The organism is Flagellimonas beolgyonensis (assembly GCF_003992615.1).
GTDB lineage: Bacteria > Bacteroidota > Bacteroidia > Flavobacteriales > Flavobacteriaceae > Flagellimonas > Flagellimonas beolgyonensis.
The window spans coordinates 226201-249823 of the sequence record NZ_RZMY01000018.1 but is presented as its reverse complement, the minus strand read 5'-3'; the positions used below and the strand labels follow the sequence as shown (position 1 = coordinate 249823).

The window sequence follows — 23623 nt, the reverse complement described above, 5'->3', positions numbered from 1 at the left end:
ACCAAAAGGTTTTATAAGTTTGGATTTGTGGCCTAACTAGGCATTACTTGTTGTCCAATAATGGGCAATCGACCTGTATTTTCTATATGGTTTTGTTCACTCTCCACCAGCCGAACAAACGAGCATACTCCATTTCAGTCATCCAAAAGTGGTAACCTTCAATTTTAATGCATTTGAAAACAAAACCGCAACCTCACAACATTTCGGCAAATTTTGGATAAAACAGGTTGATGCTTTAAAGGAATTTTAGGGTGTATTTAAAATTTAGAAAAAATCACCACTATGAATTCGACAACTCACGCAAAACAAGGAAAGAAATCCGCCCAACTTCCGATAACGGGTTTTGAGATCGATCGACACACAGCCATTGTAATCGTGGACCCCCAAAATGATTTTCTGAGTCCTGACGGGGTTGCTTGGGGCGCGGTGGGTCAAAGCGTCATGGAAAACAACACCATAAACAATATAGAGACCTTATTCCGTTTGGGCTCCGAAAACGGCATTCACGTATTCGTATCGCCCATTATTACTATAAACATGATCATAGTTGGCAGTTTGAGGGCACTTTGGAAAAACTGATGCACAACATCAACATGTTCGACAGGGAAGATCAGTTGAACCTAGATGGTTTTGAAGGATCGGGGGCCGATTGGCTCAACCAATATAAGCCCTACATCATGAACACCGATAAAGTGACCATCTGCAGCCCCCATAAAGTTTTTGGACCCGAGAACAATGATTTGGTCCTCCAACTGCGCAAACAGAAAATTGACAAGGTGATCTTGGGTGGCATGTCCGGAAATCTTTGTGTGGAATCCCACATGCGCGAACTTTTGGAATGTGGGTTTGAGGTTGCCGTTGTTGGGGATGCCACGGCATCCGCGAAGCTACCACACCTCGATGGGGACCAAGCAGCACAGACCAACTATGCAATGATGGCAAGTGAGGTCTATACCACCAATGAGTTGGAGGAGATTTTGGAAGCACGACAAATTCTCGCCGAGGAATAAAAAATTGAATCCCATTAAAAAATGTTATCTGAGTAGTGTTTGATTTAGTTAAGGGGAAGAGGAGGTGAAATCCATTCGCCTCCTCTTTTAAAAAACGATCCTACGAAGAACAATAGATGGAAGCCAATAACACCTGAAAGAAATAAAAACAGCCATGTACCTAGATACCAACATTAACCGCCTTCCATTGGTTTTTAAAACCAATTGCGGCAAAAACTACTTCGAGTTCCATATCAATGGACAATTGGCTTCGTTGCAATACACCATGGTTGGGACCAACACATCGAACTGTTAGCACTTGAAATAGACAAATACCTTAATCGGACAGAGGTTGGCAATGCCCTCATGGAACGGGTCATGGAATATGCCGAAAGAGCTGATTTTAAGGTGATAGATACAAGCTTGGAGGTGCAATCATTTCTAAAAAAACGACCAGAATACCAAAAATTAGTTGCTACGGCAGCTATTCCCTTGCCACAAAAAACACCTCAACCCAACCTATAAAAAAAGTTACTACCAATTAAAAAAAACATACTAATGGAGACCATAACTGAAAACAAAATTGAACTCAATCCGGATCTATGGTTGATCCGGCACAAAGATTACCTGTTCGCCATGGCCAGAAGAAAGCTTCCCGAGGATAAGGTGGAAGACATTGTTCAGGACACCTTTCTTGCGGCCTTAAATTCTGCTTCGGGTTTTAGAGGCCATTCCAGTGAACGAGTTTGGCTTACCTCTATTTTAAACCACAAGATCATGGACCATTACCGCATGGCCTATTCCAAAAAAGGCAAGGTCCTACATACGGCGATCCGGGTATCGGAATATCCTACCTGGCACGAATGGGAAAACCCTTCCAACGGACTCAACCATGCAGACGTCACCGATTATTTAAGTGCCAACGAATTGCACATGGTTCTCGATTCGGGAATAGATCAATTGGGCACTAGGGAACAACAAGTGCTGCGAATGAAAATAAAGGGCTATAGCACAGAGGCCATCTGTCAGACACTGGATATCAACAAGGTGAATGCCTGGGTTGCCCTGAGTCGCGCACGTAAAAAAATGAAGAGTTACTTAGCCGAAAACTGGTAATCCGCTTAAAATTCATGTATGCAAAATCTATGGTTCAACATACAACTGGCACTTTTTCGATTGGGGATAAGTCTGGTCGATGCGTACCACCAACATAGATCTAGAAATCAGAAAAAACAAAATAAGAAGAAATAATGGAAAAGAAATTACCCCTGCCCCCTTTTACGGAGGCCTCGGCAAAAACGAAAATTCAATTGGCCGAAGATGCTTGGAACAGCCAAGATCCCGTAAAAGTTTCAATGGCCTATACCTTGGACAGCGAATGGCGCAATCGATCACAGTTCATCAATGGGCGTGCTGAAATTCAAGAGTTTTTGGCTGACAAATGGAAAAACGAATTGGATTACAAACTCAAAAAAACCTATTGGGCCCATACCGATAATCGCATTGCTGTGCGATTTGAGTACGAATATCGGGACCGGAACGGACAATGGTATCGCGCTTACGGCAACGAAAACTGGGAATTTGATGAAAACGGACTTATGCGTAAACGCTATGCAAGCATCAACGATGCCTTCATTGAAGAGCATGAACGTCGAATTTTATAAACCGGCCGGACCATTTCCAAATTGGCCCTAGACATCATACAAATCAAAAGGCAACTAAAAAGCAATAATGGAATACAATGCCCAAATCCCAAAAGTTTCACGACTACATGCCACCTAATTTGGCATCAAACTTTAAAACAAAAACAATATGAAAACAATGAAGACTTCCAATCCCAAAAAATGGTTAGCCCTTGCTTTGGGCCTACTCTTGATCGGCACGGGCTCAATTTTGGCCCAATCCCACAGCTATAGCACAGACGATAGCATGATTGCCCTTGAAGGCTATAGTCCTGTATCCTATATCGAACAAGGTAAGGCGCAAATGGGGAAAAAAGCCTTTAAAACAACCTATGATGGCATCACCTATTATTTTGTGAATCCTGAACAACAAAAACAGTTTCAGTCCAACCCGAAAAAATACCAACCCCAATATGGTGGCTGGTGCGCCTATGCAGTTTCCCTTGGTGGAAAATTCCGGCCAAATCCAAAAAGTTTCCGCGTAGTGGATGGCAAATTGTATCTGTTCACTGTCAATTTGGAAGGTGATTTTGTAAAAGCTTGGGAAAAGGAAGGAAAGGATAAACATATTGCACAGGCCGACCAGAATTGGAAAAGTATGGGGAAATTCAAAACCTTTTAACCGTATGCAAGGATAGTTTCCTATTCACAAAAATGCTGCAAAAGCCGCTGCACCGACAAACCACACTCTTCATGCCATGGGTTGGTGTTAGCGGCTTATTTATTTTTAATGATTTACCTGAAAGCCATCATACCTGTCCTATATTTCAAAGCAGGAAAGTTCCAAAGGTCGGAAACGTCAAAAGATGTTTCCATTAAAACGACATCAAAAATTCATAGCTAATTTTAATATGTAACGCATAAAAAAAGCCTGTGATCACAGGCCTTTAATCAGTCGAATCATTTGATTGGTAAACCCCCACTCGTTATCGTACCAGGCCATGATCTTTAAAAGATCACCATCCACGACCCTTGTCATATTCAAATCCACAATGGAAGCATAAGGACTGCCAACGATATCGGACGATACCAGAGCCTCCCTGGTGGTCGACAATACTTCAATGTACCGTTCCGATAAAGCCTCTTGCTCCAAAATTTCGTTTATTTCTTCGGCGGTCACCTCTTTTTTGGTCACGAAGGTCATGTCTGAAATGGATCCTACTTTGACCGGGACCCTAACAGCCACACCATCGAACTTACCCATGAACTCGGGGAGGGCCTTTGTTGTGGCGATTGCTGCCCCTGTGCTGGTGGGCACCAAATTATCTGCAGCTGCCCTACCCATGCGCAGATTCTTTGGAGATGCGCTGTCCATTAAACTTTGGGATGCGGTATAGGCGTGAATGGTGGTCATGATGGCTTTATGAATACCTACTGTACGACCAAGAATTTCAACGATAGGACTAATGTTATTTGTGGTACAGCTGGCGCATGAAAAAACAGAAGTCTGGCCATGTGGCGTATTCACACCATGCACCACTGTAGGGACATTTTCACTTTTGGTCGGAGCCGAAATCACAACGGTTTTCGCTCCAGCCTTAATATGTTTGTTGGCATCTTCCAATTGGGTAAAAATACCTGTGCTTTCAATAACCACATCAACATCGAGCGTTTTCCAGGGAAGGTTTTCCGGATCTCTTTCACTGAAATAGGGAATCATCTTCCCATCCACGTGCAAAGCATTATCCACCACCGACACTTCCTTACCAAATTTCCCATAGGTGGAATCATACTTCAGTAGGTAGGCCAAGTTTTCAATCGGCAAAATATCATTGACCGCAACAAGGGTCAAATCCTCTGTTTCCAAAATCAGTTTAAGCGAGGCACGTCCAATACGGCCCATTCCATTTATTGCAATTTTTTTCATTTTTATTTCTTTTTTAATTCATTTTCCAATTCGGTTATACGAGCCTTCAAAGGCTGAACAATTTGGTTCATTTCTTCCGATGTAAAGCGTTGTACTATATGTTGTGGACAATTGACATCCAATGCCTTGATCGAAAAGATAACCGCACGTTCCACTTCGGCCGTGTACCCCCTTATGGCCAAGGATTGCATCAACTGTTTGTCATCATACTCCACTTTTGCCTCGCCCCATATCTTTACCCGTGTCCTTGAGGGGTAATCCATCAAGAACAAAAAAATACTCGGGTTCTCAGAAAGATTCCCCATACTGATATATTGGCGGTTTCCGGAAAAATCGGCGAATGCCAAGGTCTTGTTGTCGATTACCTTTAAAAAGCCTGGGGCTCCACCCCGGTGTTGGATGTATGGTTGCCCCTGTGTATTGGCCGTCCCCATGTAAAAGGAATCCCTACCTTCAATAAAAGCTGTTAAGGGAGGGGTTAGTTCATTGAGCCAGCCTCTTTGGCGCTCCATGCTCTCATAACTCTTTCTAGACCCATATTTCCGCTGCAGTTCCTTTACTGCCGGAGAAAAAGCAATATCCGAGGTAAATTCATCTCCCATAAGTGATTCCGATTTTAGCAATTCTTATTGATTGCTTAGTATCATTTTGATGAAATACCTAACACAAACACCTTTTTTTAAGAGACTTTTCCATTTTGAAAAGCGTGTGTCTAGAATGTAAGAATCCTTTCCAATTGTAGCCGCAGCTCCTTTGAAAATTTCGGAGGATCCAATTGAAGTCACATAAAAAACCTGCGATTTCTCACAGGTTTTTTTAGTTGTAATGGCAAAGGTCAACAACTCATCAATACGTAAGTGTATTGTACCCATTGGCCTGAAGTTGCAGCAATCTAATGGAGTACGTTACCACAGGATTCATACCATCTATCAATTGGTCTTCGGTAACGCCCAATTTGCCCATGGCCACACTGCATACACTCACCCGTACATTACCTTTGTATTTTTTAAATAAAGTTTCCAACTCCGACCCTTTAACCAGTTGTTTTACTACTTTACCCTTAACCACGATTTCGTAATCGGTTACCTCAACTCCACTGTCCACAAGTCTATCATACATTCCCAACACGCCTCTAAAATGGAGTTCTTGGCTAACCCCAAAGGCATACTGTTTGGTTGCTTGAAGATCGGAAACAATTTCGGCATCCAATTGATCTTGTCCAAAAGTATCATAGGTCACCCCTACAAAAAAGCCAATAAAAATTAGTGTTCGGATCATTGTTTTCATAAGGATAAAATTTGTTGGTTACCTGCCTTTGGTAGGCATACCCAACAAATATCCTTTATTTTTTTCTAAATCAAATCGTATTAAAGGGAAGAAAAAACAAGATTTCTTTTATAATTGGATGATTTTCACTAACTACACATAATAATTATAAACTAACACCAACTATAACCAACCCAAATGAAAACTCTCCATTTTAAAGCTACACTCCTAATTTGTTTCATCGGCATTCATCTTGGACATGCACAAATCGAAAAAGCCCCACCTCGTGAGGAAGGCGAAGGACCATGGTCACAACTGATCATTCGGGGGGTCACCGTTATTGATGGAACACTTTCGCCTCCTATTGGCCCCGTGGACATTGTGGTGGAAAACAATCGTATAGCCTCGGTGGAAGTAGTTGGCTTCCCCGGTTTGGACATCAATCCGAACCGAAGACCCAAACTAAAACCCGGCGGCAAGGAGCTCAATGCCGAAGGCATGTATCTTTTGCCCGGTTTTGTGGATACCCACGCCCATATTGGCGGTACTTCGCAAGGCACAACCGCAGAATACGTTTTTAAACTTTGGATGGCACATGGCATTACCACCATTTGCGATCCTGGCTGTGGCAATGGTATCGATTGGGTGGTGGACCAAAAGAAAAAGAGTGCCAACAATGAGATTACAGCGCCAAGAATCAAAGCCTATAATTGGTTCGGCAACAGCTTGAACGGGGAACGTGGTCGAGGTGACATCACCACACCCGAAGCAGCTCGCGAATGGGTTCGTGCCAATGCAAAAAAAGGTGCCGACGGCATTAAATTTGGCGGTGGTTTACCCGAAGTAATGACAGCTGCACTCGATGAAAACAAAAAATTGGGGCTTCGCTCCAAAACCCATCACGCCCAGCTGTATGTGGGGCGCTGGAACGTTCTGAACAGTGCTAGGGCCGGACTGACTTCCATGGAACACTGGTACGGACTACCTGAGGCCCTATTCGACGACAGAACAGTTCAGAACTATTCCCTTGACTATAACTACCAGAACGAACAAGATCGTTTTGGGGAAGCCGGCCAATTATGGGCACAGGCAGCAAAACCCTATTCCGAAAAATGGAATTCAGTAATGAATGAACTCCTGTCCCTCGATTTTTCCATTTCGCCTACCATGGTAATCTATGAGGCCAACCGGGATCTGCAAAGGGCACGTCGAGCCGAATGGCACGAATCCTATACCTTGCCCTCCTTGTGGGATTTCTATGCGCCAAGCAAGCAATCCCATGGTTCCTACTGGCATTTTTGGGGCACGGAACAGGAAATCGATTGGAAACAGAACTACCAACTTTGGATGACCTTCTTGAACGAATACAAAAACCGCGGTGGAAGGGTTACTGTGGGCACCGATGCCGGGTTTATTTATCAACTTTATGGTTTTGCCTATCCCCGCGAGATGGAATTGTTGCGAGAAGCTGGATTTCATCCGTTGGAAGTGATCAAAGCAGCCACGTTGAACGGCGCTGAAGCTTTGGGCATGGCCGATGAAATTGGGACCGTAAAAGTGGGCAAATTCGCCGATTTTGTAATCGTCGAGGAGAATCCCTTGGTCAATCTGAAAGTACTTTATGGCACAGGAGCCATTAAATTGATGGAAGACAACACTGTGGCCAGAGTTGGTGGTGTTAAGTATACCATAAAGGACGGTATCATCTACGATGCCAAAAAATTATTGGAAGATGTAAAACGCATTGTGGAAAAGGCAAAAGCGGATGCAAATTATGAAATAGTGCAACCTGGCATGAAAGGAGAATAACATTTCTACCTTATGTAAACACGGCAGCAATCAAATGATTGCTGCTTTTTTTGGTTTAAATTGGAAGGCTAATTTTTTAGGGAATCCAATTGCTTTTGGGCTGCCTGCAATTGATTTCGAAGTAATTGATTTTCTTGAAGGTACTGCTCCTGTAACTGTTCCATTTTTCGCTTAAACTCATCGGCGGGAACATAATCGGGTTCCAACCAAGCCTCCTTGATAATACTTACCAAAGTGAACAAAAAACTGATGCTGATCGCAGAAATCAATAGGAGCAATAGATTTTTTTCCCTTTTGTGGGCCGGAGTTCGTTTCAAGAGATTTTGCTCATCCTTGGTCAGTTTCTTATTGCCAGATAATTGATCCAAAAAAACATCCCATTTCTCCTCCTCTTTGACATACATGTCCATAAAACCGCCCTCTTCCAAAAAATCTTCCGTGCTGGTAGTGGAGGCCACCATAAAAATTTCCATACCATTCCCACTCATCACATCCAGCAGCTCAGGATCGTACTCCTGGATTTCCTTTACCAATTTTTCAACAAACTGAAGACTATAATTGGGTCTTAAAAACTCATCGTAAAGGGTTTGGATCTCAAAGTAATCGCTTCGTTCCAAGGCATATTCCAGAAAACGATCTTTTAGTTCTGCCTTAAAAAACTCGCTCATAGCGTATGATAAAAGATTGGTTGGTATGGGTTGTTGTTGGTCGTTTTATTCTTTTTGATTCTACAAATTTTCAAACCTCAGGTGTGGAGGTGCCGGAAATTTTATGTTTAAGGATATGGGGCAAATAAGGAATGATTCCTTATTGAATCCAAAAAATTTCAGTAATTGACTTATTAGAGAGCACTACACGATTTCGGCACTCAACCCGGCCTGCAATAACTGGGTACACTTAGGTTTAAGGAAATCGTATTCACCCGTTTTCACCGTGCATTTGCCATTATAGTGAACAATCAATGAACACTGTTCGGCCTGCTCAGGGGTATGCTCACATACACTGATCAACGTTTCTATCACGTGGTCGAACGTGTTGACATCATCATTAAAAAGTACAATCTCATTTTGCTTGACCGTCTCTTCCTCAAGAAGGACATCTTCACTTTCTTTTTCTCTAGTGCCCATATTCTCTGGAGTTTATGCTTTTCTAATTTACATATTTTGCTGAAACCCAGCGATTCTTCTCCAGATTTTTTTCAAATTCCAAACCATGGGCAGCACATTTTGAAGAAATGGCATCCAAGTCCTCCAAATAAAAGCCACTCAAAAATAAAGCACCTCCCTTGTTCAAACTGTTGGCGTAAATGGGAATGTCCTCCAGCAGAATATTTCGGTTGATATTGGCCAAGATGATATCGTACTTCTTGCCTTTAAGCAGACTACTGTCCCCTTGAAAAACTTGGATATCGGCGCAATTGTTTCGTTCCACATTTTCAAGGGAATTCAAATAGCACCATTCATCAATATCGATGGCGTCTGCAGATCTTGCCCCTTTCATTTTGGCCAAGATAGCCAAAACGCCGGTCCCGCAGCCCATATCCAAAACCGATTTTCCTTCGAAGTCGGTGTTTAAGATATGTTGGAGCATCATATACGTGGTTTCATGATGCCCGGTACCAAAACTCATTTTAGGCTCGATCACAATGTCAAACGTAACCTCTTCCTTGGCATGGAACGGCGCACGGACCATGCACCCATCGCCCACTCGAATCGGATGGAAATTCTTTTCCCATTCGGCATTCCAGTTTTGTTGCTCAATTTCCTTGCTGGTCCAAGTGATTTCAAAATCGGGTTGTTGCAACACAAAAAGGTCATCAAGGGTTTGCTCCTTCCATTCCGATTTCAATATATAGGCCAACAGGCCTTCTTCGTTTTCCACAAAACTTTCAAAGCCAAGCTCGCCCAATTCCGCCATCAAAATATCGGAGGCAGGTTCCACAGGCTTCACTTTAAAATCAAACTCCAGATAAATTAAGGACATATCTGTTTAGATCCCTTTAATGATTTCCACAAAATCGGAGGCTACCAAGGATGCCCCACCGATCAATCCGCCATCCACGTCGGGTTTGGAAAATATTTCGGCCGCATTTCCCGGTTTTACACTACCTCCGTATAAAATGGAAACATTGTCGGCAACTGTGGAATTATAGGCCCCAGCGATTGTTTTTCGGATAAATGCATGCATTTCCTGAGCCTGCTCCGGTGAAGCGGTCTCCCCAGTACCGATTGCCCAAACGGGCTCGTAGGCAAGAATGACCTGTTTCCATGCATCGGCATCCAAATCGGACAAAGCGTTCTTCAATTGGCTTTCCACTACCTCAAAATGCTTGTCAGACTTACGCTCCTCCAACTCTTCACCAAAGCAGAAAATGGTTTTCATGCCTTTGGCTATGGCGGTCTTTACTTTTTTGGCCAACAGGGCATCATCCTCACCAAAATAAGCGCGTCTTTCCGAGTGACCCAAAATAACAATGTCCACTCCAAGGCTCAACAACATATCGGCGGAAATTTCGCCGGTGTAGGCTCCGTTTTCCGCAAAATGCATGTTCTGTGCCGCCACTTGAATGGTCGATCCCTGTAATGCGGCTTGGGCTGCCTGTAGATTTACAAATGTCGGTGCCACGATCACTTCGGCCTGACTATCGGGCAACATGGCGGAAAGTTCGGCCAATAAAGCTTCGGTTTCTTGCAATGTCTTGTTCATCTTCCAGTTACCGGCCACTATTTTTGCTCTCATACTATTTTATTTTCTTATGTGTTCTGTTTAGAAGGTTAGCTTATCAATATCGTTGTAATGTACTTTTTGTTGGATGGTTCCCCGTTGCAGCACAAGGATCCCAGGATTGGAACGCACTATGGTCTTTAAGGTAGTTTCATCCGTAAAATAGAACTCAAAATCCAAACCGTACTGTTTTTTCAGTTCATTGGCCATTTGATTGCTGGATGCTGACATCCCAATCACCCGATAACCTTTTGCCATGGCTTTTTTGGCCATTTCGGCAACTCCTGCAAATGCATTATGATGGCTTTTGGTCAAATCATAGGCAATGACCATCACCAATTTATCCTCTTCCAACAAATCGGCTGCATAATCCTGTCCTTCTTGCTCAATGGTAAAATCGTGGATCGGCGGTTCGTAGCCTTCCTGCAAAAGAGTCGTTTCCACATCCACAAATTCGCCATCCACCGATGGGTAGTCGCCATTGGTGACCACGATTTGATCGGCACCGTTGACCTTGAATCGCCATGCATATTCGTAAACAGGTTGTGGCGCACCCTCTGGAACGGACATGCCTTCCTCAATGTTCGCTCCAATTTTGTACGGTCTGAAATCCACCGAAGGTAAATGGTTAAGTACGTGGTAGGCAAACCATCCACAAGCCACCAAAGCTATCCCCCCAATAATCCAATTTAACTTGTCCTTGAAGAGTGGCGTGATATATTTTCTACCATAGAAAAGCACCAAAATGAACACCAACAGGATCACGTCCTTGGTGAACGACTCCCAGGGTGTCAACTTAACGGCGTCACCAAAGCACCCACAATCCGTCACCTTGTTGAAATAGGCCGAATAAAAAGTGAGAAAGGTGAAAAATACAATCATTGCCAGCAAGCTCCAAACGGTTAGTTTGGGTTTAAACCCCATCAAAAGCATTACCCCCAATAGCACCTCAACAATGACCACAAAAATGGAAATACCCAAGGCCATGGGCACTAAAAAGGGCAGATCCAAAACCCCAGGGCTAAAATATTCTTCCAATTTGAAGGAGAAGCCCAAAGGGTCGTTCAATTTGATCAAACCACTGATGATGAACAGTACCCCAACGATGATCCTAGAAATCCAAACGATATATTTCATTCTGTTTCACTTAAATGTATCAATGCAAAAACCGCATAATTGACAATATCCTGATAATTGGCATCCACTCCCTCGCTCACCAAGGTCGAGCCCTGGTTGTCCTCTATCTGTTTTACCCGTAGTAATTTTTGTAAGATCAGATCGGTTAGGGAACTTACCCGCATATCGCGCCATGCCTCCCCATAATCGTGATTTTTGTCCTCCATCAACTTTTTGGTGAGGGCCACTTGTTCATCATAAAGGGCCACCGCTTGTTCCGCAGTAAGATCTGGCTGTTCCACCACCCCTTTTTGGATTTGGATCAAAGCCATGATCGCATAGTTGATAATTCCAATAAATTCAGATTGTTCACCCTCATCCACTTTACGGACTTCATTTTGCTGTAAACTCCGAATGCGTTGGGCCTTAATGAAGATTTGGTCCGTTAAGGATGGTAACCGTAAAATACGCCACGCGGTACCATAATCCTTCGCCTTTTTCAAAAACAAGTCCCGGCAGGTTTGTATCACTGCATCGTACTGTTGGGAAGTCTGCTGCATGTAGTTTTGCTAATTTGCGTAAATTTCGTCTTCTTGCACAGCCCTTGAGGCCGAGCATGCCAAAGATAATGAAACCCAACAAAGCTGGTATTTTTTATGACCATAAACTGTAAAGGAACCTTGGTAGATCTCACCACTCCGAAAGTGATGGGCATTTTGAACCTCACTCCCGATTCGTTTTACGATGGCGGAAAGTACAAGGATGCTGACTCCATTCTACATCGGGTTGCGACTATGTTGCAGGAAGGTGCCACCTTCATCGATATGGGAGCCTACAGTTCCCGGCCCGGCGCAGAACATGTGCCAGAGGATGAGGAACTGGCCCGGATGTTGCCGGTAATCGATTTGGTATTGAAAAATTTTCCCGATACCTTAATTTCCATTGACACGTTTCGGAGCAAAGTAGCCTCGGAATGTATTGAACATGGTGCGGCCATCATCAACGACATTGCCGCTGGCAATTTGGACGATGCCATGATGGCAACAGTTGCTAAATATCAGGTGCCGTACATCATGATGCACATGAAGGGCACTCCCCAATCCATGCAAAAAGAGGCTACGTATGATGACCTTATCAAAGACCTCCGTTATTATTTTTCAGAAAAAATTGATGAAGCCACCACCTATAAGATCAACGATATCATCATTGATCCGGGTTTTGGTTTTGCCAAGACCGTCAGCCAAAATTTTAACCTGTTGAACCATTTGGACCTCTTCCAAACCTTTGGTTTGCCTTTGTTGATCGGATTGAGTCGAAAATCGATGATTTACAAAACCCTGGGAACCACACCACAAGAGGCTTTGAACGGCACCACCGCCATGCATACCGTGGCACTTTTAAAAGGTGCCAACATAATTCGGGCCCATGATGTGAAAGAAGCCATGGAATGTGTTAAACTTGTGGAGGCGCTGAAAGCCAATGCCTCCTGATTTTTTGTTATCCGAATTTTGTTAATTTTACAAAAACGCTGCCGTTGGATTTTCTAAATTTTCTCGAGTTCAAGATTACGGATATCATCGACATTGTCCTCGTGGCTGCGTTGCTCTACTACATCTACAAATTGGTCAAGGGAACGGTGGCCATCAATATTTTTATAGGCATCGTTATCGTTTGGGCACTATGGAAATTGACCGAACTGCTCCAAATGAAAATGATCAGCAGTATGGTCGGAGGGTTCATGAACATTGGATTGATCGCCTTAATCATTGTCTTCCAACAAGAGATCCGGAAGTTTTTATTGATGATCGGTTCCACCAATTTCGCTACCAAACGCAACTTTTTAAAGCACTTTAAGTTTTTGAAGCAAGATGCTATTTCGGCCACTACCGACGTGGATGCCATTATTGGCGCCTGCGAACGCATGGGCATTACCAAAACAGGTGCGATCATTGTGATTGAGCGCAACAATTCCCTTGATTTTGTAAAATCGACCGGGGATGCCATGAACATTCAGGTGACCCAACCCATTTTGGAAAGTATTTTTTTCAAAAACAGTCCATTGCACGATGGGGCCATTGTGATACAGGATAATTTTATCACGGCGACAAGGGTGATCTTACCAGTTTCCAACGACCGAAATATTCCGCTGCGTTTTGGATTGAGGCATAGGGCCGCAGTAGGCATCACTGAAAAAACTGATGCAGTATGCTTGGTGGTCAGCGAGGAAACGGGTTCCATTTCCTACATCAAAAATGGGGAATTTGTTCCTTTTAAAGGAACTGAGGAATTGACCCAGCTCATCAAAAAAGACCTGGAGTTATGAACTGTGCCAATTGCGAAGCCAGCCTGCGATCGGATTTTGGTTATTGCCCAACCTGCGGTGCAAAAGTGGTCCGCACCAGATTGACATTGAAAAATGTTTGGGAAGATGTGAGCTTTCAACTCTTCAACTTGGACAATACATTGCTGAAGACCTTCAGGCATATGTTTTCGCAACCGCAGAATGTCATCAACAGTTATATTACCGGAATCCGAAAAAGGTACATGAACCCGATCAGTTATTTTGCCATTGGGGTGACCCTATCCGGAATCATGTTCTATATTCTCCGGAAAGTTTACGAAGTGAGCTTGACAGAAAATAGTTTTTCTGATACCAACACCCAAGTGGCAGCCAATATGGATTTCGTTTTTGACTATCAAGGCATTCTGTCCTATCTCATCATTCCATTGTATGCCTTGTTCACCTGGTTGCTCTTTATGGATAAAAAACAGCTCAACTATACGGAACACCTAGTGGCCAATGCCTACATTTTCGGGCAGATTTCGATGTTACAACTCATCATCAGTCTACCGATTTTTGGTTTGTTCGATATCCGGTACGATGTGTTCAATTGGTTCTTTTTGATCGCATCGGTCATTTACCAATTTTATGTGTTCAAAAAGTTATTCAATTTAGGAATCTCCGGAACCATACTGAGGGGATTGGCCTATTTGATCATGACTTTCATCCTGATGATCGGCATAGGCATTCTTTTTGCCATCATTGGCCTTATGACCGGTAAGTTGAATTTGGAGGACTTTGCCCCTAAATAGCCTTAGGCCACTTCTTCAGCCAAAAACTGGGCATTGTACAAGTCGTTGTAATACCCACCTTTTTTCAGCAGTTCCTTATGGGTGCCCACTTCAATGATCTTGCCTTCATCCATCACAATGATCTTACTGGCCTTTTTAATGGTGGCCAAGCGGTGTGCAATAATGATAGAGGTTCGGCCTTCCGTGATCTTATCGGTCGCTTGTTGGATCAATTGTTCGGAATAGGTGTCCACGGAAGATGTGGCCTCGTCCAAGATCAAAATGCTCGGATTGCTCACATAGGCCCGAAGAAAAGCAATCAATTGACGCTGACCACTGGAAAGCATAGTACCCCTTTCCTTTACATTGTATTGATACCCGCCAGGAAGGCTCGAGATAAACTCGTGCACGCCTATCTGCTTGGCGGCCGCTTCAATCTCTTCCGTGGTGATGTTGTCATCCTTCAGCGAAATATTGTGTTCAATGGTATCCGCGAAGAGGAATACATCCTGCAAAACAATGGCAATATGCGATCGTAACGAACGGAGCGTGTAATCCTTAATATTGATACCATCCACTAAAATTTGCCCGGAATTGATCTCGTAAAAACGGTTGAGCAAATTAATGATGGTGGATTTTCCTGCCCCTGTGGCCCCCACAATGGCGACTGTTTCCCCAGCCTTAACATTGAAGGAAATGCCATGTAGCACCTCTTCATCCTTCACATAGCCAAAATGGACATCCTTAAACTCGATATCACCCTTAACATCGGCTTTGTCAAGATTTCCATCGTCGGCAATATGGCTGTCGGTGTCCAAAATTTTAAATACCCTATTGGCGGCCACCATACCCATTTGCAGGGTGTTGAACTTATCGGCAATCTGGCGCAACGGACGGAACAGGAGATCCATCAGGAAAAAGAAGGCCACGATGGCCCCTTTGTTGTCCAGACCAACATTCTCAATATTTTGGATCACGCCAAAATATACCACCAAACCAATCCCTATGGAATTGGAAATTTCTGCCACGGGAAAGAAAATGGAGTTGTACCAAACCGTTTTCAACCAGGCATTTTGGTGTTTTTCATTGATCACACGGAACTTTTCCTTTTCAATTTCCTCCCGATTGAACAATTGTACGATCTTCATCCCTGCAATACGTTCCTGCACAAAGGAATTGAGATTGGCCACTTGGGCACGCACCTCTATAAAGGCCACTTTCATGGCTTTTTGGAACAATCGGGTAGCAATCAAAATTACCGGCAAAATGGCAAATACGATCACGGCCAATTTCCAATTGATCACGATCATGATGATGGCGGCAGAAATCATTTTGAGCACATCGGCCACGATCATAAAAAATCCCTGGCTGAAAATCTCCCCAATACGCTGCATATCTGCCACAGAGCGAGTGACCAATACCCCAATGGAAGAATTGTCGAAATAGGTCATTTTAAAACCGGTCATCTTTTCGAACAATCGAATGCGAATATCCCGAATGACCGATTCACCCAACAAGTTTGCATAATAGTTGAAGAGCAGCTGCGTGGTCACCTGGCCCATCAAAAAGACCAGCATCAAGATCACAGCATTCAACAATTGTTGCCCATCCTTGTTTTCCAAGGATTGATTGATGATGTTTTTAACCAAAATGGGGATTCCTATCGCAAAGGCTGCCGATAAAATGGCCACAATGGCGACCAGCCAAAAAATGCTCCGATAGGGCCTGGTATGTGCAAATACCCGTTTGAACAGTCTATAATCAAACGCTTTTCCGGAATCGTCGCTCTTACTCATCAAATAGTTCTTTTGGGTATATAACCTGTGTCAAATATAATCCTTTTGCAGGGACGGATACGCCTGCTTTTCCCCTATCCTTACTTTCGATGATGGTATGGATGTCTTCGGGCTCCATTTTACCCATTCCTATATCCAGAAGGGTGCCGACCACCGCGCGGACCATGTTCCGTAAAAATCGATCAGCGGAAATGGTGAACACCCATTTATCGTCCCGCACCTCCCAAATCGCTTTCCGAACATCACAGTTGTAGGTATTTACATCCGTATTGGATTTGGAAAAGCACTCAAAATCGGTATGTTCCAAGAGCAGGCTGGCCGCTTGGTTCATGGCTTCCAAATTCAAGAGTTGGTGCACATAATGCGCAAAATCCGAGTAAAAAGGGCTCTTTTCCCTCACCACCCAATATTCGTAGGACCGTTCCACGGCATGGAAACGGGCGTGGGCATCGGGCACCATTTTAAAAATATGCTGTACCGCAATGTCCTCCGGCAAAAAGGAATTCAATCGAAAAACCAATTCGTCCTTGTCAAGCTCGGCATCAAAATCAAAATGGGCAAACATCTGCTTGGCGTGCACCCCTGTGTCGGTTCTGCCAGCTCCCACCACTTCCATTTTTTGGCGCAACAAAGTGGATAGGGCTCCCTCCAAAACCTCCTGTACCGTGATGGCATTGGGTTGGTTTTGCCACCCATGGTATGCCTTGCCGAAATAAGAAAATTGGATGAAATATCTCAATGGAATCCCTTACTTTTAAGTCGATAAAGATAATTCAATCCCTTCCAACAAAAATCCGCCCTTATTTTTTTAGCATATTTTTAGCGTTATGACCAAGATTCTGTTGCTTTCCGACACCCACGGACATATGGACGAAGCCATTTTAAAATATGCTGCCCAAGCCGATGAAATTTGGCATGCCGGCGATATCGGCGATCTTGATGTGACCGACAAACTGAATGCACTGAAACCGGTGCGTGGGGTGCATGGCAATATTGACGACCATACGATCCAAATGGAGTTTCCGGAACACAATCGGTTCCAATGCGAAGATGTGGATGTTTGGATCACACACATTGGCGGCTATCCCGATCGTTACAATGTGCGGGTCCGGGAAGAAATCAAAAGAAATCCACCCAAATTGTTTATCTGCGGACATTCGCACATTTTAAAGGTGATGTACGACAAAAAATTGGGTTTGTTGCACATGAATCCCGGTGCCTGTGGAAAACAGGGGTTTCACCAAGTGCGGACCATGTTGCGTTTTGTGATCCATGGGGAAAAGATCACCGATTTGGAAGTAATTGAACTGGGAAAACGATAGTATTTATTTACAATACTTTACGTGATGACAGATGGTTCTGCCCAAAGACCAAATGGGTTGGTAAGTATTTTCCAAAGACTTCGTCTAAGCATTCGAACAACAATTACCAAAAATCTAACTATGAAAGTATTCAATTCAACCTTGCTATTTGCCACCAGTTTATTTCTTTTGATGTCATGTGCCGAAAAAAGAGAGAAAAAACAAGAAACGGCAGGTGCACAAAAGGAAATCCCATCTTCTAATCCCACGTATGATGTAAACCACCCCAAAACCATATTGACGGCCGTTGCCAAGGCTTCCGGAGGATGGAACAATCTATGGAAGAAGAAGGATGTACAATACACTTATGATTATCGCTATGCCGATGGAAAAGCGGACATTTCCACTGAGCGTTACATTTTTGATTCCGAAGCTTCTTATGGGAAGTATCAAAAACATGAAATCAATGTAATGCCGGACCAAGAAGGCATCGTAATCCAGTATTTCAATGGAAATGAAACCATTGTTGAAGTGGATGGAAAAAAAATGGACGCGCCAGACCTTATCGGCGCAAGTGATTTTTTACGCAAGGCCAATTACTATTGGTTTACCATGCCCTATAAATTGGACAGTAAGGCCGTTATTGCCAAATACCTCGGTCAGGAAGAATATAATGGTATCCAATATGACAAGGTTGAAGTATCTTATGATCCAGCCATTACCGGAAAAGAGCAAAATGACATGTATATTATTTATGTGAACCCTGAAACAAAATTGATAGATAGGTTCTACTTTTCCTTGCCATTCTTAGGAGTTAACGAACCAGTGATCATTGCCAATTATTATTATGAGAATGTCAAAGGTCTGATGATTTCAACCAAGCGTACTTATTTTATGCCCAGTGAAAATGGTTATTCCGAGGAACCGAATCTAGTGCAGACGTTAACGGATATTACCTTCGACAACAATTTTACGTTGGAGAACATAATGGAATAAGAAGTCCAAAAAAGTTTCAATAAAAAAGCCCCGAACTAAATCGGGGCCTTCTCGCACTAATACTACTAAGATGTTAGGTTCAACGCAAGCGATCAACAGATTTTACAAGATCCTCATCCTTTTTGATAGCCCTGTTGGCCAGGACCAGAAAAACGATAGAAAATACAGGAATCAGCATCCCAATACCCTTCTCTGAGACGACCGTCTCTCCGGATAAGCTTAGCGATCGATAAACGAAAAATCCTAGTAAAAAAAGATTCAATATCATATTCAATCTGTTCATCACAAATTGATTTTGTCTGTTTTTGTACATCAAAATCGTAGCAACGGCCAATACTGCCGAAACATAAAAAACAATGCTTACCAGTACTTGGTCCTGGGCATACACCTCTTTGCCACCGACTTCGACCCAAAGATTCAGAAAAAAGGGAAGTACGCCCACCAACAGGGCAACTACCAACAAAAATAACGTCTGAATTCTTTGAATCATTGTACCAATGGATTTCAATTTGCAAAAATAGGCGTCTTTTTGAGAAATAAGGATTAATTCTTCAAAAATTATTCGTATCATTGTGTCGTTATTGCAAATGCACCTACCTTGGAATTCTTTCCACCAGTAGCACCCAAATAACTTTACTTCATATTCAGATTTACACAAGTTTAACTTATTCATTACTTAATGTTCGAGATTTCAGATCTAAAAGCTAAGAAGCTTCCTGAGCTACAAGAAATTGCTAAGGACCTCAACGTTCCTAAGTTCAAAACGTTGAAAAAACTGGACTTGGTTTACCAAATACTCGATGTTCAAGCTTCCAACCCCAAGGCTGTGGCCGAAACTGTTGGCGCCAGCACCGAAGAAAAACCCGCCCCAAAACAGAAACGTGCGAGAAGTCCCCGTCCCAAAAACGCGGATACCAACAAACCAGCGGACACCCAAAAACCGGTGGAGAAAGCTGCTGAAAAAAGTACGGAAACGGAAGACAAGGGCAGCTCCCAAGATGATGGCAAAAAGCCAATGCACAAAAAGGAGAACAAACCCAACAACGTCCAAAAAACCCAGGGCAACAGCAATGCCAACAGAAGGAACAATCCACACCACGACAAGAAAAACAACCAGCACCACGACAAAAAGAGCAGCAATTTTGACAAAGACCTAAAAAACAGGTACAAAGAGCCAGAATTTGAGTTCGACAGCATTATTGAAAGTGAAGGTGTCCTGGATATTATGCAGGATGGCTACGGTTTTCTAAGATCTTCGGATTACAACTATTTGTCGTCCCCGGATGATATATATGTATCCCAATCCCAGATTCGTCTTTTTGGATTGAAATCGGGAGATACGGTCCTTGGGAATATTCGACCCCCAAAAGAGGGCGAAAAATATTTCCCGTTGATCAAGGTGAACAAAATCAATGGTTTGGACCCGCAAGTGGTTCGCGATAGGGTTTCCTTTGAGCATTTGACCCCATTGTTCCCAAAAGAAAAATTCAAATTGGCCGAAAAACAGAGTACCATTTCCACAAGGATCATGGACCTTTTCTCTCCAATTGGTAAAGGACAGCGGGGCATGATCGTTTCCCAGCCGAAAACCGGTAAAACGATGTTGTTGAAGGATATCGCCAATGCCATTGCTGCCAACCATCCCGAAGTGTACCAAATCATTTTGCTGATTGATGAACGCCCTGAAGAGGTTACCGATATGCAGCGCAATGTTCGCGGAGAGGTTGTCGCCTCTACGTTTGATAAAGAAGCATCCGAGCACGTTCGCGTGGCCAATATTGTTCTGGACAAAGCGAAAAGATTGGTGGAATGCGGTCATGATGTGGTGATCCTTTTGGATTCCATTACCCGATTGGCACGCGCCTACAATACCGTACAGCCTGCATCCGGAAAAGTATTGAGTGGTGGTGTGGATGCGAATGCTCTGCACAAACCGAAACGTTTCTTTGGAGCTGCCCGTAACATTGAGAATGGCGGTTCGCTTTCCATTATTGCCACCGCATTGACGGAAACCGGATCTAAAATGGACGAGGTGATCTTTGAGGAATTCAAGGGTACCGGTAACATGGAACTTCAATTGGATCGTAGAATTTCCAACAGAAGGATATTCCCTGCCATCGACCTTATTTCTTCTTCTACCCGTCGCGACGATCTGCTTTTGGACGAAAATACCATTCAACGTATGTGGATCTTGCGCAAGTATTTGGCAGACATGAATCCGGTGGAAGCCATGGAGTTTATGGAACAACGCATCAAGCAGACCCGAAACAACGAGGAGTTTTTGCTCACCATGAACGAGTAAAAATTTAAAATACTACATATCAATAGTTTAAAAACCCTTCAAAAAATATTGGAGGGTTTTTTATTGACCCATAATACAGAAAAGGCATATCTTTAAAATGGTTTCCTCAAACTGAACTTTAAATACTTATACCATGAAAAACAACAGTAAAGCAATCATTGCTTTTTTGGGGTCAATTCTATTGTTGCTGGGGTCTTGCCAGCAAGGTCCTAAAAAAGAAGGTTCCACAGATTCTGAAACACCCAACACAACACAGGAAACGAATGTAGAACCACCCTCTGGAATTATTTCGTTGGCGGAATCCAAATCACTGTATGACAATTATACCCGTCATCGATTGGATTTGATTAAGCAATATGAGGCCGAAAGAAGCGAAGTTGAATTTATTCCGGCCCGGTTCACTTCATTCGCTTTTGATGATATCAAACAATACATTGCATTTATAGAACAAGAGGCCAAGGCCGCCAATGTGACCATTTCCTCTTTACGGATCTATTTTGCCAATTACCCCGACAAGCCCGATTTTCCGGATGGCCAAAAAGTGGTCCACCCTAGGCAAAATTCCCTGTTCATCGTTCCCACCATGATTGTGGATGGTCAAGAATACGGTTTTTACATCGGGGCCGACGGCAAGGCCAAGTTGATCAAAGATGCTGTTGGAGCCAAAGAAATGGGATCAACGGGCGAAAAGAATCAGTCATACGCCAGTTTTGCCCCAACTATGATGCAAACCGAAGATCAAAGCCTGGTCATGAACAAAGGAAACTCATCACCGCCACCTAACAGCGATTATTAGAGATTTTGGTGTTTGAAGAGATTTTGACATACCTGAAAGACCAGTTTTTTATTATAGCCTATTTCATCACATGGGTTGTATCGGTTGCGACGTATAGGAAGTATTTTGATACTGCACTAAAGTACTTTCCCATATTCATCGCCTATACTTTTTTCACCGATTTGTTGGGTTATTTCATCAAGTACAATGATAATTTCCAGTTCTTTTCGGACAATCGTTACTCCTCACTGAATATCATTATATATAATATTTACCAGTTGGTCGCCTATCTTTTCTTTTATTGGGTATACTATAGGGTGATACAATCTGTTCGTTATAGAAAAATGATACGTTATGGACTGGTCGTGACCCTAACTACCTATGCAATCAGTTTATTTTTTTACAATCCGTTTTACAAAGGTCTTTACATTGCCGAAACGGTAGGATCCTGGGTACTCTTAATGTGTATTCTACTCTATGTCTTGGAAAAACGCAAAGAAGAATCAGCATACCCGATTGTTCGCAACTTGCTATTTTGGATAAGTTTGGGCAACTTCATTTTTTATCTATTTACGCCCTACATGTTTTTATTGGGCTCCTTTGATGATAAATTGTGGTTCAAGTATCCCATACAAAAAGCACTGTTCGTACTCATTGCCTTTATGTACGGTTCCTATACACTGGGTCTGATTCTCTCCAGAAGAAAAGCATTCCGTTAGCAAAAAAAAATAAAAGAGTAATTGACACCCCCTTTAAGAGGGGGTGTTTTTATTGCTTAAATTAGACTCCAATAATACCAAGCCAAAAAGACCGCCCCACCTTGTAATTATGGATGGATTCTATACATTTATAATTGAACAATTCTATATCCCCCTTTATTTTGTGGTATGGTTGGTGGCGGTGATACGATACCGTAGCTATTTTGATACACCCTTGAAGTATTTCCCTATTTATTTGATGTATACCTTCCTCACTGAATTGTTGGGGTATTTCATCAAATACCATGACCAGTTCCAATTTTTTTCTGAAGAGGAGTACAGCTGGCACAATGTGATCATATACAACATCTATTCAGTTGTGACTGCCTTATTTTTATATTATATCTATTGGCGGGTCTTAACCATTGAAAAGCATAAAAATTGGATCAAATATGTAACCGCTACCAGTTTATTGGGATATATGGTTAGCTTGTTTTTCCAAGATCCCTTTCATATGAACCTGTACTATGCAGATTTACTGGCATCCCTGCTCCTATTGTTCGTTATCACCATTTACTTTAGGGAACAGAGGCTAGCCCAGGCGGCATATCCCCGGCGTTATAATCTAATGTTTTGGATAAGTTTTGGCCTGGCCGGATTCCACGCCGTTTTTCCATTTCTTTTTCTAATTGCCTACGAAGCGCCACACATTTGGGCCGAATTTCAGTTAAGAAATGTTTTGAAGGTTTTTATTGTGTTCATGTATGGCAGTTTCTTTGTCGGATTTCTCCTTTCAAAGAGAAAAGCTTTCAATTAGCATTGTTCTGAAAAAAAAAACGCCCCCTAAAAAGGAGGCGTCTCAATGTTTTTAGTTTGAAAAGAGATTACATCGCGGCAACCTTGCTCATCAATTTGCTCTTAAGGTTCGATGCCTTGTTTGTATGGATAATGTTGCGCTTGGCCAACTTATCGATCATACCAACCACAGTGGGCAACAATGCCTCAGCAGCTTTTTTGTCCTCCTCGTTACGTAATTTTTTAATGGCATTACGCACGGTTTTGTGCTGATACCTGTTACGCAAACGTACTGCTTCGTTTCTTCTGATTCTCTTTAATGCTGACTTATGGTTTGCCATTATCTTAAATTATTCTTTCTTGTTCCTTTTTGTAGCCCGTAGGGGAATCGAACCCCTGTTACCAGGATGAAAACCTGGCGTCCTAACCCCTAGA

The 23623-nt window shown here is 42.9% G+C and carries 29 protein-coding genes and 1 tRNA gene; 16 read left to right on the top strand and 14 right to left on the bottom strand.

Going from position 1 to position 23623, the window contains the following annotated elements:
- Positions 1-282 precede the first annotated feature (282 nt).
- The 6 genes from EO131_RS17365 to EO131_RS15590 all read left to right on the top strand — a co-directional run bounded on the left by EO131_RS17365 (position 283) and on the right by EO131_RS15590 (position 3293).
- Positions 283-579, top strand: coding sequence for an isochorismatase family protein (locus EO131_RS17365; RefSeq protein ID WP_241243894.1), 297 nt, complete (start codon positions 283-285; stop codon positions 577-579).
- The gene (locus tag EO131_RS15610) at positions 567-1010 is read left to right on the top strand and encodes an isochorismatase family protein (RefSeq protein ID WP_335340975.1); all 444 of its coding nucleotides are present in this window, start codon (positions 567-569) and stop codon (positions 1008-1010) included. The genes EO131_RS17365 and EO131_RS15610 overlap by 13 nt, the downstream gene beginning before the upstream one ends.
- A 204-nt stretch (positions 1011-1214) precedes the next feature.
- Positions 1215-1514 (top strand): N-acetyltransferase, encoded by a 300-nt coding sequence (locus EO131_RS17495; protein ID WP_127024349.1) that lies wholly within the window; start codon positions 1215-1217, stop codon positions 1512-1514.
- 33 nt (positions 1515-1547) lie between these two features.
- Entirely contained in the window at positions 1548-2105 is a 558-nt protein-coding gene (locus tag EO131_RS15600) for an RNA polymerase sigma factor (protein WP_127024346.1), read from the top strand.
- A gap of 134 nt (positions 2106-2239) precedes the next feature.
- Positions 2240-2653, top strand: coding sequence for a nuclear transport factor 2 family protein (locus tag EO131_RS15595; RefSeq protein WP_206512907.1), 414 nt, complete (start codon positions 2240-2242; stop codon positions 2651-2653).
- 148 nt (positions 2654-2801) lie between these two features.
- Positions 2802-3293, top strand: coding sequence for a YHS domain-containing (seleno)protein (locus EO131_RS15590; RefSeq protein WP_127024340.1), 492 nt, complete (start codon positions 2802-2804; stop codon positions 3291-3293).
- 255 nt (positions 3294-3548) lie between these two features.
- On the opposite strand, the gene gap is transcribed toward EO131_RS15590, so the two are convergent.
- The 3 genes from gap to EO131_RS15575 all read right to left on the bottom strand — a co-directional run bounded on the left by gap (position 3549) and on the right by EO131_RS15575 (position 5825).
- Entirely contained in the window at positions 3549-4538 is a 990-nt protein-coding gene (gene gap / locus EO131_RS15585; RefSeq protein WP_127024336.1) for a type I glyceraldehyde-3-phosphate dehydrogenase, read from the bottom strand.
- A gap of 2 nt (positions 4539-4540) precedes the next feature.
- Positions 4541-5140: a pyridoxamine 5'-phosphate oxidase family protein gene (locus EO131_RS15580; RefSeq protein ID WP_127024333.1), complete on the bottom strand. Its 600-nt coding sequence runs from the start codon at positions 5138-5140 to the stop codon at positions 4541-4543.
- 244 nt (positions 5141-5384) lie between these two features.
- Positions 5385-5825, bottom strand: a complete 441-nt coding sequence (locus EO131_RS15575; protein ID WP_127024330.1) for a DsrE family protein — start codon at positions 5823-5825, stop codon at positions 5385-5387.
- 177 nt (positions 5826-6002) lie between these two features.
- On the opposite strand from EO131_RS15575, the gene EO131_RS15570 reads away from it, so the two are divergent.
- Positions 6003-7613 (top strand): amidohydrolase family protein, encoded by a 1611-nt coding sequence (locus EO131_RS15570; protein WP_127024328.1) that lies wholly within the window; start codon positions 6003-6005, stop codon positions 7611-7613.
- 68 nt (positions 7614-7681) lie between these two features.
- Here the strand turns inward: EO131_RS15570 and EO131_RS15565 are convergent, their stop codons facing one another.
- The 6 genes from EO131_RS15565 to EO131_RS15540 form a co-directional block, all read right to left on the bottom strand.
- Entirely contained in the window at positions 7682-8281 is a 600-nt protein-coding gene (locus EO131_RS15565) for a hypothetical protein (protein WP_127024325.1), read from the bottom strand.
- 183 nt (positions 8282-8464) lie between these two features.
- Entirely contained in the window at positions 8465-8740 is a 276-nt protein-coding gene (locus EO131_RS15560) for an ATP-dependent Clp protease adaptor ClpS (RefSeq protein WP_127024322.1), read from the bottom strand.
- A 22-nt stretch (positions 8741-8762) separates the two neighbouring features.
- A complete protein-coding gene (prmA, locus tag EO131_RS15555) occupies positions 8763-9596 on the bottom strand; it encodes a 50S ribosomal protein L11 methyltransferase (protein ID WP_127024319.1) in 834 nt (277 codons plus the stop codon).
- A gap of 6 nt (positions 9597-9602) precedes the next feature.
- The gene (tpiA, locus tag EO131_RS15550; RefSeq protein WP_127024316.1) at positions 9603-10352 is read right to left on the bottom strand and encodes a triose-phosphate isomerase; all 750 of its coding nucleotides are present in this window, start codon (positions 10350-10352) and stop codon (positions 9603-9605) included.
- Positions 10353-10379: 27 nt separating this feature from the next.
- Positions 10380-11474, bottom strand: a complete 1095-nt coding sequence (locus tag EO131_RS15545; RefSeq protein ID WP_127024313.1) for a BT_3928 family protein — start codon at positions 11472-11474, stop codon at positions 10380-10382.
- On the bottom strand, positions 11471-12013 hold the full coding sequence (locus EO131_RS15540) for a DUF1599 domain-containing protein (protein ID WP_127024310.1): 543 nt from the start codon (positions 12011-12013) through the stop codon (positions 11471-11473). The genes EO131_RS15545 and EO131_RS15540 overlap by 4 nt, the downstream gene beginning before the upstream one ends.
- Before the next feature lie 96 nt (positions 12014-12109).
- Here EO131_RS15540 and folP point away from each other — a divergent pair, with 96 nt between their 5' ends.
- The 3 genes from folP to EO131_RS15525 are packed head-to-tail and all read left to right on the top strand — an operon-like array spanning position 12110 to position 14546.
- Entirely contained in the window at positions 12110-12943 is an 834-nt protein-coding gene (folP, locus tag EO131_RS15535; protein WP_127024307.1) for a dihydropteroate synthase, read from the top strand.
- A 44-nt stretch (positions 12944-12987) separates the two neighbouring features.
- On the top strand, positions 12988-13776 hold the full coding sequence (gene cdaA, locus EO131_RS15530; protein ID WP_127024304.1) for a diadenylate cyclase CdaA: 789 nt from the start codon (positions 12988-12990) through the stop codon (positions 13774-13776).
- Entirely contained in the window at positions 13773-14546 is a 774-nt protein-coding gene (locus EO131_RS15525; protein ID WP_127024301.1) for a DUF3667 domain-containing protein, read from the top strand. Before cdaA ends, EO131_RS15525 begins: the two co-directional genes overlap by 4 nt.
- Before the next feature lie 2 nt (positions 14547-14548).
- Here the strand turns inward: EO131_RS15525 and EO131_RS15520 are convergent, their stop codons facing one another.
- Positions 14549-16321, bottom strand: a complete 1773-nt coding sequence (locus EO131_RS15520) for an ABC transporter ATP-binding protein (protein WP_127024298.1) — start codon at positions 16319-16321, stop codon at positions 14549-14551.
- On the bottom strand, positions 16314-17060 hold the full coding sequence (gene truA, locus EO131_RS15515; RefSeq protein WP_127024295.1) for a tRNA pseudouridine(38-40) synthase TruA: 747 nt from the start codon (positions 17058-17060) through the stop codon (positions 16314-16316). The genes EO131_RS15520 and truA overlap by 8 nt, the downstream gene beginning before the upstream one ends.
- 88 nt (positions 17061-17148) lie before the next feature.
- Here truA and EO131_RS15510 point away from each other — a divergent pair, with 88 nt between their 5' ends.
- Both EO131_RS15510 and EO131_RS15505 read left to right on the top strand, forming a co-directional pair.
- Positions 17149-17643 carry a metallophosphoesterase family protein gene (locus tag EO131_RS15510; protein WP_127024292.1) on the top strand — a complete coding sequence of 165 codons (495 nt, stop codon included), beginning with the start codon at positions 17149-17151 and terminating at the stop codon, positions 17641-17643.
- 120 nt (positions 17644-17763) lie between these two features.
- Positions 17764-18618 (top strand): DUF6503 family protein, encoded by an 855-nt coding sequence (locus tag EO131_RS15505; RefSeq protein WP_127024289.1) that lies wholly within the window; start codon positions 17764-17766, stop codon positions 18616-18618.
- A gap of 79 nt (positions 18619-18697) precedes the next feature.
- Here the strand turns inward: EO131_RS15505 and EO131_RS15500 are convergent, their stop codons facing one another.
- Positions 18698-19108 (bottom strand): DUF4293 domain-containing protein, encoded by a 411-nt coding sequence (locus tag EO131_RS15500; protein ID WP_127025174.1) that lies wholly within the window; start codon positions 19106-19108, stop codon positions 18698-18700.
- A 189-nt stretch (positions 19109-19297) separates the two neighbouring features.
- Between EO131_RS15500 and rho the strand changes: the two genes are divergently transcribed.
- The 4 genes from rho to EO131_RS15480 all read left to right on the top strand — a co-directional run bounded on the left by rho (position 19298) and on the right by EO131_RS15480 (position 23210).
- Positions 19298-20920, top strand: coding sequence for a transcription termination factor Rho (rho, locus tag EO131_RS15495; protein ID WP_127024287.1), 1623 nt, complete (start codon positions 19298-19300; stop codon positions 20918-20920).
- A gap of 133 nt (positions 20921-21053) precedes the next feature.
- Positions 21054-21716 (top strand): hypothetical protein, encoded by a 663-nt coding sequence (locus tag EO131_RS15490; RefSeq protein ID WP_127024284.1) that lies wholly within the window; start codon positions 21054-21056, stop codon positions 21714-21716.
- 8 nt (positions 21717-21724) lie between these two features.
- On the top strand, positions 21725-22414 hold the full coding sequence (locus EO131_RS15485; RefSeq protein WP_127024281.1) for a hypothetical protein: 690 nt from the start codon (positions 21725-21727) through the stop codon (positions 22412-22414).
- A 109-nt stretch (positions 22415-22523) separates the two neighbouring features.
- Entirely contained in the window at positions 22524-23210 is a 687-nt protein-coding gene (locus EO131_RS15480; RefSeq protein ID WP_127024278.1) for a hypothetical protein, read from the top strand.
- Positions 23211-23277: 67 nt separating this feature from the next.
- Here EO131_RS15480 and rpsT read toward each other — a convergent pair whose 3' ends face one another.
- Together rpsT and EO131_RS15470 are read right to left on the bottom strand one after the other, a co-directional pair.
- Positions 23278-23529 carry a 30S ribosomal protein S20 gene (rpsT, locus tag EO131_RS15475; RefSeq protein WP_127024276.1) on the bottom strand — a complete coding sequence of 84 codons (252 nt, stop codon included), beginning with the start codon at positions 23527-23529 and terminating at the stop codon, positions 23278-23280.
- A gap of 35 nt (positions 23530-23564) precedes the next feature.
- A tRNA-Glu gene (locus tag EO131_RS15470) sits at positions 23565-23623 on the bottom strand.

Bases quoted from the DNA above. Each gene is read 5' to 3' on its own strand.
- EO131_RS17365 (WP_241243894.1), top strand. From the start codon at position 283: ATGAATTCGACAACTCACGCAAAACAAGGAAAGAAATCCGCCCAACTT.
- EO131_RS15600 (WP_127024346.1), top strand. From the start codon at position 1,548: ATGGAGACCATAACTGAAAACAAAATTGAACTCAATCCGGATCTATGG.
- EO131_RS15595 (WP_206512907.1), top strand. From the start codon at position 2,240: ATGGAAAAGAAATTACCCCTGCCCCCTTTTACGGAGGCCTCGGCAAAA.
- EO131_RS15590 (WP_127024340.1), top strand. From the start codon at position 2,802: ATGAAAACAATGAAGACTTCCAATCCCAAAAAATGGTTAGCCCTTGCT.
- gap (WP_127024336.1), bottom strand. From the start codon at position 4,538: ATGAAAAAAATTGCAATAAATGGAATGGGCCGTATTGGACGTGCCTCG.
- EO131_RS15580 (WP_127024333.1), bottom strand. From the start codon at position 5,140: ATGGGAGATGAATTTACCTCGGATATTGCTTTTTCTCCGGCAGTAAAG.
- EO131_RS15575 (WP_127024330.1), bottom strand. From the start codon at position 5,825: ATGAAAACAATGATCCGAACACTAATTTTTATTGGCTTTTTTGTAGGG.
- EO131_RS15570 (WP_127024328.1), top strand. From the start codon at position 6,003: ATGAAAACTCTCCATTTTAAAGCTACACTCCTAATTTGTTTCATCGGC.
- EO131_RS15565 (WP_127024325.1), bottom strand. From the start codon at position 8,281: ATGAGCGAGTTTTTTAAGGCAGAACTAAAAGATCGTTTTCTGGAATAT.
- EO131_RS15560 (WP_127024322.1), bottom strand. From the start codon at position 8,740: ATGGGCACTAGAGAAAAAGAAAGTGAAGATGTCCTTCTTGAGGAAGAG.
- prmA (WP_127024319.1), bottom strand. From the start codon at position 9,596: ATGTCCTTAATTTATCTGGAGTTTGATTTTAAAGTGAAGCCTGTGGAA.
- tpiA (WP_127024316.1), bottom strand. From the start codon at position 10,352: ATGAGAGCAAAAATAGTGGCCGGTAACTGGAAGATGAACAAGACATTG.
- EO131_RS15545 (WP_127024313.1), bottom strand. From the start codon at position 11,474: ATGAAATATATCGTTTGGATTTCTAGGATCATCGTTGGGGTACTGTTC.
- EO131_RS15540 (WP_127024310.1), bottom strand. From the start codon at position 12,013: ATGCAGCAGACTTCCCAACAGTACGATGCAGTGATACAAACCTGCCGG.
- folP (WP_127024307.1), top strand. From the start codon at position 12,110: ATGACCATAAACTGTAAAGGAACCTTGGTAGATCTCACCACTCCGAAA.
- EO131_RS15525 (WP_127024301.1), top strand. From the start codon at position 13,773: ATGAACTGTGCCAATTGCGAAGCCAGCCTGCGATCGGATTTTGGTTAT.
- EO131_RS15520 (WP_127024298.1), bottom strand. From the start codon at position 16,321: ATGAGTAAGAGCGACGATTCCGGAAAAGCGTTTGATTATAGACTGTTC.
- EO131_RS15510 (WP_127024292.1), top strand. From the start codon at position 17,149: ATGACCAAGATTCTGTTGCTTTCCGACACCCACGGACATATGGACGAA.
- EO131_RS15505 (WP_127024289.1), top strand. From the start codon at position 17,764: ATGAAAGTATTCAATTCAACCTTGCTATTTGCCACCAGTTTATTTCTT.
- EO131_RS15500 (WP_127025174.1), bottom strand. From the start codon at position 19,108: ATGATTCAAAGAATTCAGACGTTATTTTTGTTGGTAGTTGCCCTGTTG.
- rho (WP_127024287.1), top strand. From the start codon at position 19,298: ATGTTCGAGATTTCAGATCTAAAAGCTAAGAAGCTTCCTGAGCTACAA.
- EO131_RS15490 (WP_127024284.1), top strand. From the start codon at position 21,054: ATGAAAAACAACAGTAAAGCAATCATTGCTTTTTTGGGGTCAATTCTA.
- EO131_RS15480 (WP_127024278.1), top strand. From the start codon at position 22,524: ATGGATGGATTCTATACATTTATAATTGAACAATTCTATATCCCCCTT.
- rpsT (WP_127024276.1), bottom strand. From the start codon at position 23,529: ATGGCAAACCATAAGTCAGCATTAAAGAGAATCAGAAGAAACGAAGCA.